This is a genomic window from Kitasatospora sp. NPDC058190, from assembly GCF_042883685.1.
Lineage (GTDB): Bacteria > Actinomycetota > Actinomycetes > Streptomycetales > Streptomycetaceae > Kitasatospora.
Map to the genome: position 1 here is coordinate 114,155 of NZ_JBHVVI010000009.1, position 17,790 is coordinate 131,944.

The following is a 17,790-nucleotide window of genomic DNA, read 5'->3' on the forward strand; positions in this document are numbered from 1 at the left end:
ACACGGACCGTAAATGAATCGGAGGAAGCCTTGCTGTATCGATTCTGGCGGCATCCCCCGGAGTCGGTAAGGGCAGCCTGACCTCCGCGTATGATGCGGCGGTCGGGCCGAGCGGCAACTCGGGGGAGGAAAATCCGTCGCCCGGAGAGGCAGTTGCGGGGGCGGTCGCGGCGCGGGTGTGTCGCATCTCACATGCCCGGGGCGACGCCACTGTGTGTGCCGGATGACACATGGCCTCGCTACAGTCGGCGCCGACGCCCCGCACGGTCTGTGTCGATCCGTCACGGTGCGTCATGCGCCCGTCGGGGGAAGGAAGTGTTGTGGGCATGACCGTGGACTCCTGGGGGGCGATCCTGCGGGGTGCCCGACTGGCCGCCGGTCTGACGCAGAGCGAGGTGGCCGAGCGGGCCGGGCTCAGCGTCCGCGCCCTGCGCTACATCGAGTCCGGCCGGGTGGCGCAGCCGCGCCGCGACTCGCTCGACCGGTTGGCGCAGGCCGTGGGGCTGGACCGCGGCAAGGCCCCCTGGGCGGAAGACGCCGGCCGGACCGGGACGACCGCGCAGGTCGACGGGCCGTACGACATCCGGGTCCTGGGGCCGCTGTCCGTCTCGTGCGACGGCCGCGCGGTGGCGTTACCGCTCAAGCAGCGCGTCCTGCTCGGGCTGCTGGCCATCCAGCCCAACCGGACGGTCAGCCACGGCGAGATGGCGGAGGTGCTGTGGAGCGGTGAGGCGCCGCCCTCCGGCACCGATCTGCTGCACAGCTACGTGGCGAGGCTGCGCCGGACCATCAAGGGCGGCGGCGGGCCCGGCCGGCACTGCCGGATCAGCACCGTGCGCGGCGGGTACCTCTTGGAGGCCCACCCCGCGATGCTCGACCTGCTGCGCTTCGAGGAGCTCGGCGGCCGGGCCGCCGCGGCGCGGGAGAGCGACCCCGCCCTCGCCCTGGAGCTGTTCGGCCGGGCGTTCCAGTACTGGCGCGGCCCGGTGCTGGAGGACCTGCCGGTGCTGCGGCAGCACCCGGCCGCGGTGGCGGTCGCCCAGCAACGGATCGAACTGGCCGTCGAGTTCGCGGACCTGGCGCTCGGCCGGGACCGGCCCGCCTTCGTGGTCGAGCAGCTGCGGACGGCGGCCTGCGAGGAGCCGCTGCACGAGGGGGTGCAGGCGCGGCTGATGCTCGCGTTGGCCGGCTCGGGTCGCCGGGCGGCGGCGCTGCGGCTCTTCGGCGACCTGCGCAGGCAGTTCCGCGAGGAGCTGGGGGTGGAGCCGAGCGAGGAGGTCTGGGAGGCGCGCCGGCGCATCCTGCACCAGTCCGGCGCGGCCGCCGGGCAGGCCGGCGCGCCAGGGCGTGACGAGGTGCCGGAGCGCGACGAGGTGCCGGGACGCCGGGACGAGCGGCCGCACCTCCCGCCGTCGCGAGCCAGGTTCCCGGCGCGCGACGGCATCGCCGCGCCCGCCCAGCTGCCGCCCCTGATCAGGCCGTTCGTCGGCCGCCGGAGCGAACTGGCCGAGCTCGACGAGCTGCTGGCGCGGCGGCGGGAGGACTGCTCGATGGCCGTCGCGGCCATCCACGGGCCGGCCGAACTGGGCAAGACGGCCCTGGCCGTGCTCTGGGCCCACCGGACGCTCGACCGGTTCCCGGACGGTCAGCTCTACGCCGACCTCCAGGGCAGTGCGGGGACCAGCCGCCCGGCGCGTCCCGGGGAGGTCCTGGGGTGCTTCCTGCGCTCGCTGGGCGTGGCCCGGGACCGGATACCTGCCGACCCGGAGGAGGCGTCCGCGCTCTTCCGCACCCTGCTGGCGGGGCGGCGGGTCCTGGTGCTGCTGGACGACGCGCGGTCCTCCGCCCAGCTGCGCCCACTGCTCCCGGGCACCTCGGGGAACCTGGTGCTGGTGACCAGCCGGCGCCCGCTGACGGACCTGGTGGCCCGCAACGGCGCCAGGTCGCTCGCTCTTGACGCCCTGTCCGGGGCCGAGGCGCGTGAGCTGCTCGAAGCCTTCCTCGGCCGGGAGCGGACGGCGGCCGAGCCGCAGGCCGCGGCGGCGCTGGCCGAGGCCTGCGGACGGCGCCCGCTGGCGCTGCGGATGGTCGCCGCGCGGCTCGCCTCGATGCCCGGCGTCTCGATCGGCGCCTGGGTCCGCGGCATGGCGGAGAACCGAGGCACGACCCTGCCGGGCCGGACACACACGGTGACGCTGGGTGGCCCGCGCCGGGCTGACGGCGGCTGACGGGCGCGCTGACAGACGCGCTGACACGTTTGCGCCAGGCTGACGGGAGGCCGCCCCGTCAGCCGTTCACCCCGACGATCCCGCAGCTCAGCGCGGTCGGCCCGATTTCCTGGCTACTGACTGATCAGCAGGATCGGTGTCAGCGGGCGTTCCGGGCTCCGGATCGAGTTGCCCGGCACCCGGCACCGGCCTATGGTCACGACCTGCGGACGGCTCGGCGAATTCGGCCGCGGCATTCGTGAAAACTCCGACGAGGCCCCAGTGTGCCGTTTTTCCACGCGTCCGTGGACAGCCCAATCACAAGGTCGGGAAAGGATCGGAATGGGGAACATCACGGTCGACGAAGCCCAGCAGTGGCTGATTGAGAAGATTGCCCACCGGCTGGGGGTGGAGCCGTCCACGGTTCCGCCGGAGCAGTACTTCGACGAGCTCGACCTGGACAGCACCGAGGCGCTCATCCTGGCCGGCGAAATGGAGAACTGGTTGGGTTTTGAACTGGGCACGACGACGCTGTGGTACCACCCGACCATCAAGGACCTGGCGGAGTACCTGGCCGAGGAGGTCGCGCAGCGTGCCGCCCCGGCGTAGGGCCGGAACGCTCCGGGGAGCCGGTAGCGGTCCGGACGCGCCACCGCTGGCGCTCCGGCACCGGCCCACCGCCCCCGGGGAGCACACCGTGTACGCCGTCCACCCCGGCGCGCTCCCGTCGAACGTCTGGGGCGGCATCACGCAGGCGCTGCCCGGGGACTGCGGGGCCGTCGTCCTCGACCTGGCCGGTGTCCCGGAGTACTTCGAAGCCGCGCTGTCGGGCGGGCACACCGAGCTGACCGTCGCCTCGCTGGTGGACCGGCTGGTCGCGGAGTACCGCGCCGACCGGGTGCGGCAGTCGGCCGGCGGCCCGGTGACCTTCGTCGGCTGGTCCTTCGGCGGTGTCCTCGCGCAGGCGATGGCCGAGCGCCTGACGCGGCCGGAGCGGCCCGACCGGCTGGTGCTCCTCGACAGCATCGCCCCCACCGACGCCTACCAGCAGCCCGACGACGCGCTCGACCCGCCCCTGCTGCTGCGCTGGTTCGCGATGTACCTGGGCGCCAAGCGCGGCCGTGCGGTCTCGTTCGGCCCCGGCGGAAGCGTCGGCCTCGACACCGGGACCGGGCTGGTCCGCCTGCTCGACGCCGCGATCGACTGCGGCGCGCTGGCCGAGGGCACACCGCTTCCCGGCCTGCGCAAGCTCTACGACACCTACGTCGACGGGCTGTTGCGCAACAACCGGCTCACCGCCACGCACCGCCCGGCGCCCTCGTCCGTGCCGCTGGTCCTGGTCAAGGCCGCGGACAGCCTCATCCCGGAGGACGAGACGCTCGGCTGGGCGGAGCTCGCCCCGCACGGCCTGGCCGTGCACACCGCACCGGGCGACCACTACACGATGCTCAGCCGCCCGGACGCCGCCGCAGTCATCGCCGAACTGATCCGCCGGCCCCGGTACTGACCGGCCGCACGGCCCCGCTCGCCCGCTCGCCCGCCCGCCGGCCGGGCGGCGGAGCCCTGCGCCGCGGGCGCCGCGACCGGAGATCCCGCTCGTCCAGATCCCGAGAGATCCAGATCCCGAGAGACTCGCCGTGAACCCTTCGCAGGAACCCGACCTCGATCGTCGGCTCGCCCGTGACCCCATCGCCATCGTCGGCCTCTCCGCGCTCTACCCCAAGTCCCGTGACCTGCGGGAATTCTGGGCGAACGTCACCTCGGCCGCGGACTGCATCGACGACGTGCCCGCGACCCACTGGGACGTCGACGAGCACTACGACCCGGACCCGTCGGTGCCCGACAAGACCTACTCCCGGCGCGGCGGCTTCATCCCCGACGTGGCCTTCAACCCGATGGAGTTCGGCCTGCCGCCGAACACCCTGGAGGTGACGGACGTCCTCCAGCTGCTCAGCCTGGTCGTCGCCCGCGACCTGCTCAAGGACGCCGGCGCCGACCAGCCCTGGTACGACGCCTCGCGCACCGGGGTCGTCCTCGGCATCACCGGCGCCAACCAGCTGACCCAGCCGCTCACCGCGCGCCTGCAGACCCCGGTGCTCAAGGAGGTCGTGCGCAGCTGCGGCCTGAGCGAGCGGGACGCCGAGGAGATCGCCGCCAAGTTCCGCCTGGCGTACGCCCCGTGGGAGGAGAACTCGTTCCCCGGCATGCTGGGCAACGTGGTCGCCGGGCGGATCGCCAACCGCCTGGACCTGGGCGGCACCAACATGACCATCGACGCCGCCTGCGCGAGCTCGCTGGGCGCGGTCAAGACCGCCGTCAGCGAACTGCTCGAAGGCCGCGCCGACACCATGCTGGTGGGCGGCTGCGACGCCGAGAACACCATCTTCATGTACCTCTGCTTCAGCAAGACCCCGGCGCTGTCCAAGAGCGGCCGGATCCGCCCGTTCGACAAGGACGCGGACGGCACGCTGATCGGCGAGGGCATCGGCATGCTCGCGCTGCGCCGGCTCTCCGACGCCGAGCGCGACGGCAACCGGATCTACGCGGTGCTGCGGGGCCTGGGCACCTCCAGCGACGGCCGGTTCAAGTCCATCTACGCCCCGCGCAAGGAAGGCCAGATGGTCGCGCTGCGCCGCGCGTACCACGACGCCGACTGCTCGCCCGCGAGCGTGGAGCTCTTCGAGGCGCACGGCACCGGTACCGCGGTCGGCGACGCCACCGAGCTGAGCGCGCTGGCAGCCGTGGTCGCCGAGGCCACCGAGGCGCGCAAGTACGCGGCCGTGGGCAGCGTGAAGTCGCAGATCGGCCACACCAAGGCGGCTGCCGGCGCGGCCGGGATGATCAAGTTGGCGCTCTCCCTGCACCACAAGCTGCTGCCGCCCACCATCAACGTCAACGAGCCCAACCCGGCGATCGACTTCGAGAACGGGCCGTTCTACGTCAACACCGAGTCGCGGCCGTGGATCCGCGACCCGGAGCTGGGCAAGCGGCGGGCCGCCATCTCCTCGTTCGGCTTCGGCGGCACCAACTTCCACTTCGTGATGGAGGAGTACGGCAACGGCGCCGACCTGAAGGTGATGTTCCCGGTCGCCCGGGTGCACCTGTGGCACGCGCCGGACACCGCCGCGCTGACGGCGGCCCTGGCGGACGGCGCGCCGTCCACCGGCGGTCCGGTCCCGGCCGGCCGCGCCCGGCTCGCCCTGGTCGCCAGGACCGAGGAGGAGCTGGCCGCGTTGCGCGAGGTGGCGCTGGGCGAGCTGCGCGCCCGGCCGGAGGCGCAGTCCTGGTCGCACCCCAAGGGCGTGTACTTCCGGCGTGGCGCGGTGCAGGCCGGCAAGGTGGCCGCGCTCTTCGCCGGTCAGGGCAGCCAGTACGTCAACCCCGGCAAGACGGCCGTGCTGGCGCTGCCGCCGCTGCGCGCCGCCTTCGACCGCGCCAACGAGCAGTTCGCGGGCGCCGAGACGCTCTCCCGGGTCGCCTTCCCCGCGCCGTCGTTCACCGCGGCCGGGCGCCGGGAGCAGGAGGTCGCGCTGCGGCGCACGGCCTACGCGCAGCCCGCCATCGGCGCGCTGTCGGTCGGGCAGTACCGCTACCTGAGCGAACTCGGCTTCGCGGCCGAGGGGTTCCTGGGCCACAGCTTCGGCGAGCTGACCGCGCTGTGGGCAGCCGGCGCCCTCGACGACGACACCTTCTTCGCGCTGGCCCACGCCCGTGGCGCCGCGATGGCCCCGCCCGAGCAGCCCGGCTTCGACGCCGGTGCGATGGCCGCGGTCTCCGCGCCCGAGCAGCGTGTGCTGGAACTGCTGGCCGACCGGCCCGGGTTGGCCGTCTGCAACCGCAACGCGCCGGACCAGATCGTGGTCGGCGGTGCCACCGAGGATGTCGAGCGCCTGGTGGCGGCGGCCAAGGAGGCCGGTCTGCGGGCCGCCCGGCTGCCGGTCTCGGCGGCCTTCCACAGCCCGTACGTCGCCCACGCGGTGGAGGCCTTCCGCGCCCAGGTGCAGGCGGCCGAGGTGCGCGAGCCGCGCGGCCCGGTGCTCGCCAACACGCGCGGCGCCGTCTACGGCGCGGACCTCGACGCCAACCGTCGGGTGCTGGCCGAGCAGTTGATCCATCCGGTGGACTTCGCCGAGCGGGTGGAGGAGCTGTACGCGGCCGGCTTCCGGGTCTTCGTCGAGTTCGGCCCGAGCGCCGTGCTCAGCCAGCTGGTCCGCCGCATCCTCGGCGACCGCGACCACACGGTGCTCGCCCTCGACGGCGGCGCCAACCGGGACGCGGAGCTGGTGCTCAAGCAGACCGTGGCCCAACTCGCGGTGCTGGGGCTGCCGTTGGACACCGCCGACCGGTACGCGGCCGAGCCGTGGCGAAGCGAGCCGGCGAAGGGCATGACCATCTCGCTGAACGGCATCAACTACGTCTCGCCGCAGCGCCGGGAGGCCTACCGGGACGCGATCGACAACGGCTACCGGGTGCCGCAGCCGGCCGCCGCCGCCCAGTCCGTCCCGGCTGCTCCCGCGCCGGTCGCCGTGCGGCCCGCGCCGGCCCCTGCCCCGGTCCCCGCGGCGGCCGCCGCCGCGCCCGCTCCCGCCACCCCTGCCCCCACCGCTCCGGAGACAGCTCACGTGGACAACGACCGCCTGACCGACCTCATCGCCGACCATCTGGTCCTGCACGACGACTACTTGAACGGTCAGCTGCAGAGCGCCGAACGCCTGGCCGGACTGCTGGAGCGCGCCGACGCGCAGGGCCGGTTGAGCCAGGTGCTCCCCGGAGTCACCGCCGTCAAGGAGCACGGTCTGGCGATCGGCCGGACCCACCTGCGGGCCAACGAGGTCCTGCGCGACCTGGCCGGCCTGGAGCTGGGCGGCGCCCCCGTTCCGTCCCGCCCGGCGCCCCGGGCCGCGGCCGCGCCGGTGGCGCCGCCGGTCCAGCCCGTCGCCAGCCCGGCCGCGGTTCCGGCCGCGCTGCTCACGCAGCCGGCTGCGGCACTGCCCGCCCCCGCCGTGGTCCAGCCGCAGGCCGCCGCTCCGGCGGTTGCTGCTGCCGCCGCTGGTCCGGTGGCCGCTGGTGGGTTGGATGCGGCGGTGGTGGAGGGTGCGCTGTTGGAGGTGGTGGCGCAGAAGACGGGTTATCCGGCGGACATGCTGGAGCTCGACATGGATGTCGAGGCGGATCTGGGGATCGACTCGATCAAGCGGGTCGAGATCATGGGTGTGTTGCAGGAGCGGTTCGCGGTGGAGGCGGCGGCCGGTCCGGAGCAGTTGGGTGAGCTGAGGACGCTGCGGGACATCGTCGGGTTCATGGCGGGTCAGGGCGGCGCTCCGGAGCCTGCCGCTGTCGCCGCCGGTCCGGTGGCCGCTGGCGGGTTGGATGCGGCGGTGGTGGAGGGTGCGCTGTTGGAGGTGGTGGCGCAGAAGACGGGTTATCCGGCGGACATGCTGGAGCTCGACATGGATGTCGAGGCGGATCTGGGGATCGACTCGATCAAGCGGGTCGAGATCATGGGTGTGCTCCAGGAGCGGTTCGCGGTCGACACCGCCGCCGGTCCGGAGCAGCTGGGTGAGCTGCGGACGCTGCGCCACATCGTGGACTTCATGGCCGGGACGGACGAGCCCGCGGGCACCGTCGCCGCGGCGCAGGCCCCGGCCGCCGCCACGGTCGAGCCCGCCGCCGAGCCCGCTGCCGCCGCGCCCGAGCGGTCCGCCCGAATCGGCCGCGCCCAGGCCGCCCTGGTCACCCTCCCCGAGCCGGACCGCCTGGTCGAGGCCTACCCGCAGGGCGCCGGCGCGCTCGTGGTGGACGACGGCGGCGAGCTCGCCCCGGTCCTCGTCGAGCAGCTGGCGGAGGCTGGCTGGAAGGTGCACGTGCTGCGCCTGCCCGGTGTCGCCGAGCGCGCCTCGGGCGTGCTGGACCACGCCCTGTCGAGCTGGGGCGTGACCGAACTCGCCGCCCGCGTCGAGGAGGTGCTGGTCGACGGGATCAGCCTGGTGCTCGACCTCACCACGACCCCGGACACCGACTGGGCCTCCGGTGTGCGCCGACTGGCACACACCCTGCTGGTGGCCAAGCACGTGGTCGAGCCGCTGACCACCGCCGCCGCCTTCGGCCGGGCCGCCTTCGTGACCGTCACCCGGCTCGACGGTGCCTTCGGCCTGCACGGTGTGGCCGAGGAGTCGGCGCCCGCCGGTGGCGTGGCCGGCCTGGTCAAGACGCTGGCGGTGGAGGCTCGCGAGCTGTTCTGCCGCGCCGTCGACCTGGCCCCCGCGCTGGACGCGGCCACCGCGGCCGCCGCGGTCCTGGAGGAGCTGCACGCGGCCGGGGCCGAGCCGGTCCAGGTGGGCCGGGACGGCGTCCGACGGGTTGGCCTGACGCTGGCCGAGCAGCCGCTGACCGCCCCGGGCCGGGCCGCCGCGCCGCTCGGCACCGAGGACCTGCTGGTGGTCACCGGCGGCGCCCGCGGGATCACCGCGGCCTGCGTGACCGAGCTGGCCCGCCGGCACCGCCCGGGGCTGCTGCTGCTCGGCCGCACCCCGCTGGAGGAGGAGCCGACCTGGGCGGCCGGCGTGCCGGACGCCGCACTGAAGGCGGCCGCGGCCGCCGGACTGAAGGCGGCGGGCGAGAAGCCCACCCCCAAGCGGGTCGAGCAGCTCTTCCGTACCGTCGTGGGCATCCGCGAGATCAACGCCACCCTGGCCGAGGTGCGGGCCGCCGGCAGCCAGGTCGAGTACCTCCCGGTGGACATCACCGACGCGGCCGCCACCGCCGCTGTCCTCGCCCCCTACCGGGAGCGGATCACCGGTCTGGTGCACGGCGCCGGGGTGCTGGCCGACCAGCTGATCGCCCACAAGAAGGCCTCCGAGATCGAGCGGGTCTTCGCGCCGAAGCTGTCCGGGCTGCGCTCGGTCACGGCCGCGCTGAACGCCGACTCGCTGCGCCACGTGGTGCTCTTCTCCTCGGTGGCCGGGTTCTTCGGCAACCGCGGCCAGTCGGACTACGCGATGGCCAACGAGGTGCTCAACGCCTGGGCGTCGTCCTGGAAGCAGCGCCACCCGCAGGCCCGGGCCACTTCGCTGAACTGGGGTGCCTGGGACAGCGGGATGGTCTCCCCGGAGATCAAGGCGGTCTTCGAGGAGCGCGGTCTGGTCCTGATCCCGGTGCGGACCGGTGCGGAGATGTTCGTCGAGCAGTTCGCCGACGAGCGCGCCGACGACGTGGTGACCGTGCTCGGCCCGACCACCCCGCTGTCCGAGCGGGAGGCGGCGGTGCCCGCCTCGGCCGTCACCGTCGAGCGCCGGCTGGGCTCGCTGGCCGGCGACCCGATCGTGACCGACCACGTGATCGGAGGCGAGCCGGTGCTCCCGGCGGCGGTCGCGCTCGGCTGGGCGATCGGCGCGGCGGAGCGGGTCGGCGGTGTCCCGGTGGGACGGGTGCGTGACTTCGTGGTGCAGAAGGGGATCGTCTTCGACGGCGGCCACCCCGACACCTGCCGCCTGGTGCTGACCCCGGCCGGGGACGCGATGCGGGTGGCGATCCGTTCGACCGACGCGGACGGCGCCCCGCGCCCGCACTACGCGGCCGTGGTCGACTTCTCGGCCGCGCCGGCCGAAGCGGTCCTGGCCGGTGAGCTGCCCGCACTGGGCGGCGGGCGGGACGCCGCGGGGTTCTACGCGGACGGCACCCTCTTCCACGGTCCGTCCCTGCGCGGGGTGCGCCGGGTGCTGGCCGAGTCCCAGGAGCGGCTGGTCCTGGAGTGCGAGCTGTCCGAACACCGGCCGGCCGGCGGCGCCTTCGCCGGCTCCCGGTTCGCGCCCGGCACCGCCGACCTGCTGCTCCAGGCGGGCCTGGTCTGGGTGAAGCTCTTCCGCGGCACGGCCGGACTGCCGCTCTCGGTCGGCCGGGCCGACCTGCATCACCCGCTGCCCGACGGCGAGCCGTTCCTGGTCGTCATCGAGCCGGCCGCGGGCAACGCCGGTGGCGGGGCCGCGTCCCTGACCATCACCGCCTGCGCCCCCGACGGTCGGGTGCTGACCCGCCTGGACGCTGTCTCGGTGGTCTCGGCTCCCCGGCTGGCGGCCAAGTTCGTCAGCAGCTGACCGCCCGCGTCCGACTGACGGATGAGACCCGGTCGGTCCGGTCGGCGCACGATCGCGCCCGCCGGCCGGACCGACCGCCCCCAGAAGGGACACCCCAAGCTCCGATGAGCACGTACGCCATCGTCGGCCTCTCCTGCCTGTTCCCGGGAGCGCAGACCCCGGCCCAGTTCTGGCAGAACCTCCACGCCGGTACGGACAGCCGCCGGGACGGGGGCGAGGAGGTCTTCGGCCCCGCCCCCGACGCCCGGGACACCGACCCGCAGCACGGCATCTACTGCCGTCGGGGCGGCTTCGTCACCGACTTCGACTTCGACCCCTCCGGCTACCTCCTCGACCCCGACCGGCTCTCCCGGCTCGACCGGATCTTCCACTGGTCGCTGTACGTGGCCCGGGAGGCGCTGCGCGACAGCGGCAACGCGGACCGCCACGAGGTGCTGGCCCGCACCGGCCTGATCCTCGGCAACTACTCCTTCCCCACCCCGACCTCCGCGAAGGTCAGCGTCCCGCTCGCGCAGGAGGCGGTGCTGGAGGGCCTGCGCCTGGCCCGGCTGCCCTCCCTCGACGGGCTCGCCCCGGGCACCCCGTTGATCGACCGGAAGGGCCTGCAGCCGCAGGACCTGCGGGTCAGCGGCTCCCCGGCCGGCCTGGCCGCCACCGCCCTCGGGCTCGGCGGCCCCCGCTACGCCCTGGACGCCGCCTGCTCCTCCGCCCTGTACGCGCTCAAGCTGGCCTGCGACCACCTCGCGGCCGGCCAGGCCGACCTGGTGCTGGCCGGCGGGGTCTGCGCTCCGGACCCCACCCTGATCCACCTCTCCTTCTCCGATCTGCACGCCTATCCCCGCGACGGGTTCAGCCAGCCGTTCGACGACCGGTCCGGTGGCATCCTCACCGGCCAGGGCGCGGGCATGGTCGCGGTCAAGCGGCTCACGGACGCGCTGCGCGACGGGGACCGGATCTACGCCGTGGTGGACGGCATCGGCCTGTCCAACGACGGCAGCGGCCGCCACCTGCTGGTCCCGCAGAGCGCAGGCCAACTCGACTCCTACGAGCTGGCCTACGCCGGGGCGGGGATCGACCCGGCGGGCATCGACTACCTGGAGTGCCACGCCACCGGCACCCCGATCGGGGACGCCACCGAGGCCGAGTCGGTGGCCGCGTTCTTCGGCGAGCGGGGCAAGGTGCCGCTGATCGGCTCGGTCAAGGGCAACATCGGGCACCTGCTCACGGTGGCGGGACTGAGCAGCCTGCTCAAGGTCGTGCTGGCGATGGCGAACGGGCACATCCCGCCGACCATCGGCGTGGACCACCCGGTGCGCTCCAAGGACGGCCGGGTCGGTGGTGAGGTGCTGGTGCGCGCCGGGCGGCCGTGGCCGCAGGGCGACGGGCCGCGCCGGGCGGCGGTCTCCGCCTTCGGCTTCGGCGGCACCAACGCGCACGTGGTGCTCTCCCAGCCGCAGCCGCAGCCGGACCCGCGGTCGGGCTCACAGCCGCGGCCCGAGGCCGCGGAAGCCGAGCCGGTGGCCGCGCTGCCCGCCCTCGACGTCATCGGCCTGGGCGCGCACTTCGGCTCGTTCGACTCGGTGGAGGCCTTCGAGCAGGCCGTGCACGCGGGTGCCGACTCGCTGGGCCCGCTGCCCGAGCGGCGCTGGCGCGGCCTGGAGCAGACCGTCGGCGGCTCGCTGGAGCGCGCCGCCGGCGTCGGCCCGCAGGCACTGCCGCACGGCGCCTTCGTGGACGCCGTGGGCATCGACCCGGTGGACCACAAGATCCCGCCGGCCGACCTGCGCACCTACAACCTCCAGCACGCGCTGGCCACCAAGGTGGCCGACGAGGCGCTGCACGACGCCGGGTTCAGCCGCGCGGTGCCGCCGGGCCGCAGCACGCCCGAGCCGCGCCGGATCGCGGTGGTGGTGGCGATGGAGACCGAGCCCTACACCCACGCCCGGCTCACCCGCTACGGCCTGGGGGCCTTCCTGCGCCGGGAGTTCGACCGGGCCGGGCTGGAACTCACCGAGGAGCAGCTCGCCGCGATCGCCGCGGTGGGCCGGGACGCGGTGGTCGACCCGATCGTCGCCAACGAGGTGCTCAGCTACATCGGCAACGTGATGGCCAGCCGGATCTCCTCGCTGTGGAACCTGACCGGCCCCTCGTTCACCGTCTCCTCCGACGGCTCGGGCACCGCCGAGGCGCTGGAGATTGCCCGGCTGCTGCTGCTCGACCCCGACATCGAGGCGGTGCTGGTCGGCGCGGTGGACCTGGCCGGCTCGGCGGAGAACCTGCTGCTGCGGCCCGGCGTGGTCGCCGAGGCGGGCCTGACCTTCGGTGAGGGCGGCCAGGGGCGGCGGATCGGCGAGGGCGCCGGCGCCGTCGTGGTCACCCGGCCGGGCAACCCCGCCCACCGCGGCTACGCCCGGCTGGACGCGGTCGCCGTGCGGCACGCCGCGCCGGTGGACGGGGAACTGCCGGAGGCCGCCACCGAGTCCCTGGTGGCGGCGGCCGAGGCGGCGCTGGCCGAAGCCGGCGTCACGGCCGCGGACATCGGCTACCTGGAGGCGCACGCCGACGGCAGCGCCGCGGCCGACCGGGCCGAACTCGCCGCGCTGGCCCGCGTCTACCCGGCCGGCGGCGGCAGCGTGGCGCTGGGCAGCGCCAAGGCGCAGGTCGGCGACACCGGGTGTGCGGCGGCCATGGCCGGACTGATCCGGACCGTGCTCTGCCTGCACCACGGCTACCTGCCCGGCACCGGCTCCTGGCACCGCCCGGCCCCCGAGCTGGCCGAGGCGTTCGCCGCCTCCGCGCTCTACGTCCCGCAGGCGTCCCGGCCGTGGCTGCGCGCCGCCAAGGGGTCCCGCCGGTACGCCGCGCTCGACCTGATCGGCTCCGGAGGGGCCCACGGCCACCTGGTGCTGTCCGCCGAGGCCACCCGCGGCGCCGTCGCCCCGAGCGACTGGCAGCGGGCCGGCGGCCCGGCGCTGCTGCCGCTGTCCGCCGACTCGCTGGACGAACTGCTCGCCTCGATCGAGCGGCACCGCGAGCTGCTGGCCCAGGGCGCCGATCCGTTCCGGCTCGCCCGCGAGGCGGCGCGGGCGATGCCCGGCAAGCAGCTGCGCGTGGTGCTGGTCGGCACGGACGCCGCCGAGCTGCGGCTGCAACTGCGGCTGGCCGCCCGCGACCTGCCGACCGCGCTCGCCAAGGGCGGTGAGTGGGCCACGCCGGCGGGGTCCTTCTTCACAGCCCGTCCGATCGGCCCGGAGGGCAAGGTCGCGCTGGTCTACCCCGGCGCCTTCAACTCCTACCCGGGGCTGGGCCAGGACTTCTTCCGGGCCTTCCCCGGCCTGCTGGACCGGTTCGAGGAGCAGGCGGACGAACCCGCCCGGCTGCTGCGCGCCGAACTGCTCTACCCGCGCACCCAGGTCGCACCCCAGCGGCGCGACCTGATGCACCTGGAGGCGCGGCTGGGCGAGGACATCCCGTTCATGCTCGCCACCGGCACCAGCTTCGCCATCCTCTACACCGATCTGGTCCGCGAGGTGCTGGGCGTCCGGGCGCACGGCGGCTTCGGCTACAGCCTCGGCGAGAGCAGCATGCTCTTCGCCACCGGGGGCTGGCGGTCCGGCGGCCGCCGGGACGACCTGATCAGCGACACGCCGATCTTCAAGGACCGGCTCTGCGGCCCGCGCCGGACCGTGCGCGAGCTGTGGCAGCTGCCGGAGCAGACCCCGGACAAGGACGTCTGGGCCACCTTCGTGCTGCTCACCGGTGAGGAGCAGGTCCGGGACGCGCTCGCCCGCCACGACCGGGTCCACCTCACCCACGTCAACACCCCCGGGGAACTCGTCATCGCCGGCGACCCGGCCCAGTGCGCCGCGCTGATCGCCGAGTCGGGCTGCCCGGCGGCGCGCTCCCCGGTCAACGTGGTCATGCACAACCCGGTGGTGGACGCGGAGCTCGACGGTCTCGCCGGGCTCAACAGCTACCCGACCGGGTCCGTCGGCGACCTGCAACTGTTCAGCGCGTACGACTACGAGGCGCTGGCCGACCTGGACCGCGAGCGGGTCGCCCGGCGGATCGCGCACACGCTGCGCTCCACGATCGACTTCCCGCGCCTGGTGCGCACCGCCTACGACCGCGGGTTCCGCTACTTCATCGAGGTCGGGCCCAGCGCCACCTGCTCGCGGTGGGTGCGCGACACGCTCGGCGACGCGGCGCACGTCGCGGTCCCGGTCGACCGCCGAGGTGTGCCGGCCACCAAGTCCGTCGCCCAGCTGGTCGCCCGACTGGTCGGCCACGGCCTGCCGGTGGACCTGACGGCGCTGCTGGGCCGGGAGCCGGAGCCCGGTGCGGCCCGCTCCGCCGCCCGCACCGGCCGCGCCACCCGGTTCCGGGTGGGCGGCGGCGACCCGATCCCGGCCCGGATCGCCCGCGGGCTGACCGCGGTCGCCCCGGCCGCCGGGCCGCTGCCGCGGACCCGTCCGCATGCCGTCCCCGTCCTGTCCGTCCCGCCGGAGGAGCCAGCGCCCATGCCCGCCGACCCGACCCTCGCCGACCCGGAGGTCATCGCCTTCGACGGCGATCCGATCACCTTCCTGCCATGGGCGTCGCCAGCGCCCGCGGGCCAGGCCGCCCCGGCCCCGCCGGCCGCGGTGGCCGTCTCGGCCGAGGCCGCCGCCGAACGGCTGCTGCCCGCGACCAGGCCCGTCGCCGCGGCTTCGGCCCCGGCTCCGGTCGCGCCCGCTGCTGCCACTGCTCCCGCCGCCACTGCTCCGGCCGCCGCTCCGGGAGCGAGGCCCGCCGCCGAGCTGGTCCGGGAGCTGCGCCGGCAGATGCTCGCCACCCACTCGGTGGTGATGGAGACGCAGCGCATCCTCCAGACCGCCACCCTGAGCCGGGCCGAGGCGCTGCTCGACGCCGCGCCCGCGCCGACCCGGCCGGACCCGGCACAGCCCGCGCCGCAGCCCACCGCCCCGGTCGCCCTCCCCGCGCCGGTCGTGCACACGCCGGTCCCGCTCACCCCCGCCGCCGGCTCCGGCCCCGCGGCCGCGCGCTCCGGCGTGATCTGGGACGAGGCGGACCTGCTGGAGTTCGCCACCGGCTCGGTCGCCAAGGTCTTCGGCCCCGAGTTCGAGATCATCGACACCTACGCCAAGCGGGTGCGGCTGCCCGCCCAGCCGTACCACTTCGTCACCCGCGTCACCGCGCTGTCCGGTGAGACCGGCGTCTTCGCGCCCGCCACCATCACCACCGAGTACGACGTTCCCGAGGACGCCTGGTACGCCGTGGACGGCGGCGTGCCGCCGGCGGTGACGGTCGAGGCCGGACAGTGCGACCTGCTGCTGATCAGCTACCTGGGCATCGACTTCAGGAACAAGGGCGAGCGGGTCTACCGCCTGCTGGACAGCTCGCTGATCTTCCACGGCCCACTGCCCCGCACCGGCCAGACGCTGCGCTACGACATCTCCATCGACCGCTTCGTGCACCAGGGCGACACCACCATCTTCTTCTTCAGCTACCTCTGCTACGCGGACGGCGAGTTGATCCTGGAACTGAAGGACGCCTGCGCCGGCTTCTTCTCGCAGGCCGAGCTGGACGCCCCGCTCGGCGTGGTGATCACCGACAAGGAGCGGGCCGCTCGCGCCGCGCTCACCAAGGGCACCTTCAAGCCGCTCGCCCACACCGGGAAGAACCACCTGACCACCGCCGACCTGGAGTTGCTGGCCCAGGGCCGCCCCGGCGACGTCTTCGGCCCGCACCACGCGCAGGCGCCGGGGATCAACCCGGCGCTGCGGCTGCCGGACGAGCGGCTGCGGATGGTGGACGAGGTGACCATCGACCGCACCGGCGGCCCGCGCGGGCTCGGCACCCTCAGCGCGGTCAAGCACCTCCAGCCGGACGCCTGGTACTTCGCCTGCCACTTCCCGGACGACCCGGTGCTGGCCGGCTCCCTGGTCGCCGAGGGCGCGGTCCAGCTGCTGCAGGTCTACCTGCTGCACCAGGGCATGCACCTGACCCTGCCCGACGCCCGGTTCCAGTGCATGACCGACCTGCGGATCGACGTCCAGGTCCGGGGCCAGATCACCCCGAAGCACAGCGAGATCCGCTACGAGGTCGAGGTGATGGAGCTGACGCTGCTCCCGCGCCCCTCGGTGGTCGCCGACATCCTGGTCTACCTCGGCGACAAGCCGGTCATCCGGATGCGCAACCTCGGCCTCCAGGTCCGCGAGAAGGAGGGCACCCCCTACCGCCCGGAGGTCGGCGGCTTCCCCGTCTTCCTCGGCCGGACCAACCGCGACGGCGAGCCCGCCGTGATCAACGAGATGCACCTGGCGCACGCCGCCAAGGGCGACCTCGGCATCGCGATGGGCCCGGAGTTCGACGTCTACCGCACCAGCCGGGCGCCCTACATCCCCAACGGCGACTTCCAGTTCGTCGACCGCGTGATGTCGCTCAGCGGCACCCGCGGCGACCTGAGCCCCGGCTCGGTGATGGTCTGCGAGTACGACTCGCCGGCCGACGCCTGGTACTACCGGCAGAACTCCCACCCGCACATGCCGAACTGCGTCTACATGGAGAGCTCCCTCCAGGCGGCCATCTTCCTCGGCTACTACCTCGGCGCCACGCTCAAGAAGCCCGACGAGAAGTACGCGATCCGCAACCTGGACGGGCGGGCCACCCTGGTCAAGGACATCGACCTGCGCGGCAGGACCATCCGGCACACCTCCAAGCTGCTGATGACCAGCGCCGTCTCCGGGGCCGTGCTGCAGAACTTCAGCTACGAACTCTCCGTCGACGGCGAGGTGTTCTACACCGGCGAGTCGCTCTTCGGCTACTTCAGCGACGCGGCGCTGGCCAACCAGGTGGGCCTGGACAACGGCGAGTACCTGCCGCCGTGGATCGAGCGCGAGCAGGTGCCGGCCGAGCGCGTGCGCCGGATCGAACTGCCCGCCGACGCGCCCGCCTTCACCGACCCCACCGGCGGCCACCTGCACCTGCCGGGCGGCCACTTCGCGCTGGTCGACCAGGTCGACCTGGTCGCCGACGGCGGCCGGCACGGCCGGGGCCACCTGCACGGCCGGCGCCGGGTGCGCCCCGACGAGTGGTACTTCGACTGCCACTTCCACCGCGACCCGGTGATGCCCGGATCGCTCGGCGTGGAGGCGGTCCTCCAGGCGCTGCGCCTGTTCGTGCTGGAGCAGGACCTGGCCGAGGGCATCGAGCGGCCCCGGTTCGCGATGGCCACCGACGTCGAGACGAGCTGGAAGTACCGCGGTCAGATCCTGCGCCACGACGGCGAGATGCGGTTCGACGCGCACATCAAGGAGGTGCGCCGCGAGGAGGGCCGGCTGCTGGTGATCGCCGACGCGGACCTGTGGAAGCCGGGCCTGCGCATCTACGAACTCACCGACGTGGCCATCGAGGTCCGGCCCGGCGCCCGCGCCTGACCGCCTTCGCCCACCCGAGCCCGCACAGCCGCCGGAGCCCGCACAGCCGAT

General features: G+C 74.4%; 5 protein-coding genes. All 5 read left to right on the plus strand.

Going from position 1 to position 17,790, the window contains the following annotated elements:
* Positions 1-326: 326 nt before the first annotated feature.
* The 5 genes from ACFVWU_RS06635 to ACFVWU_RS06655 all read left to right on the plus strand — a co-directional run bounded on the left by ACFVWU_RS06635 (position 327) and on the right by ACFVWU_RS06655 (position 17,739).
* Positions 327-2,228 carry a BTAD domain-containing putative transcriptional regulator gene (locus ACFVWU_RS06635; protein WP_387616467.1) on the plus strand — a complete coding sequence of 634 codons (1,902 nt, stop codon included), beginning with the start codon at positions 327-329 and terminating at the stop codon, positions 2,226-2,228.
* A gap of 321 nt (positions 2,229-2,549) precedes the next feature.
* Positions 2,550-2,816, plus strand: coding sequence for an acyl carrier protein (locus ACFVWU_RS06640; RefSeq protein ID WP_387616469.1), 267 nt, complete (start codon positions 2,550-2,552; stop codon positions 2,814-2,816).
* A gap of 88 nt (positions 2,817-2,904) precedes the next feature.
* Positions 2,905-3,714: an alpha/beta fold hydrolase gene (locus ACFVWU_RS06645; protein ID WP_387616471.1), complete on the plus strand. Its 810-nt coding sequence runs from the start codon at positions 2,905-2,907 to the stop codon at positions 3,712-3,714.
* 130 nt (positions 3,715-3,844) lie between these two features.
* Positions 3,845-10,300, plus strand: coding sequence for an SDR family NAD(P)-dependent oxidoreductase (locus tag ACFVWU_RS06650; RefSeq protein WP_387616473.1), 6,456 nt, complete (start codon positions 3,845-3,847; stop codon positions 10,298-10,300).
* Between the two features lie 104 nt (positions 10,301-10,404).
* The gene (locus tag ACFVWU_RS06655) at positions 10,405-17,739 is read left to right on the plus strand and encodes a beta-ketoacyl synthase N-terminal-like domain-containing protein (RefSeq protein WP_387616475.1); all 7,335 of its coding nucleotides are present in this window, start codon (positions 10,405-10,407) and stop codon (positions 17,737-17,739) included.
* Positions 17,740-17,790 lie beyond the last annotated feature (51 nt).

Bases quoted from the DNA above. Each gene is read 5' to 3' on its own strand.
- ACFVWU_RS06640 (WP_387616469.1), top strand. From the start codon at position 2,550: ATGGGGAACATCACGGTCGACGAAGCCCAGCAGTGGCTGATTGAGAAG.
- ACFVWU_RS06635 (WP_387616467.1), top strand. From the start codon at position 327: ATGACCGTGGACTCCTGGGGGGCGATCCTGCGGGGTGCCCGACTGGCC.
- ACFVWU_RS06655 (WP_387616475.1), top strand. From the start codon at position 10,405: ATGAGCACGTACGCCATCGTCGGCCTCTCCTGCCTGTTCCCGGGAGCG.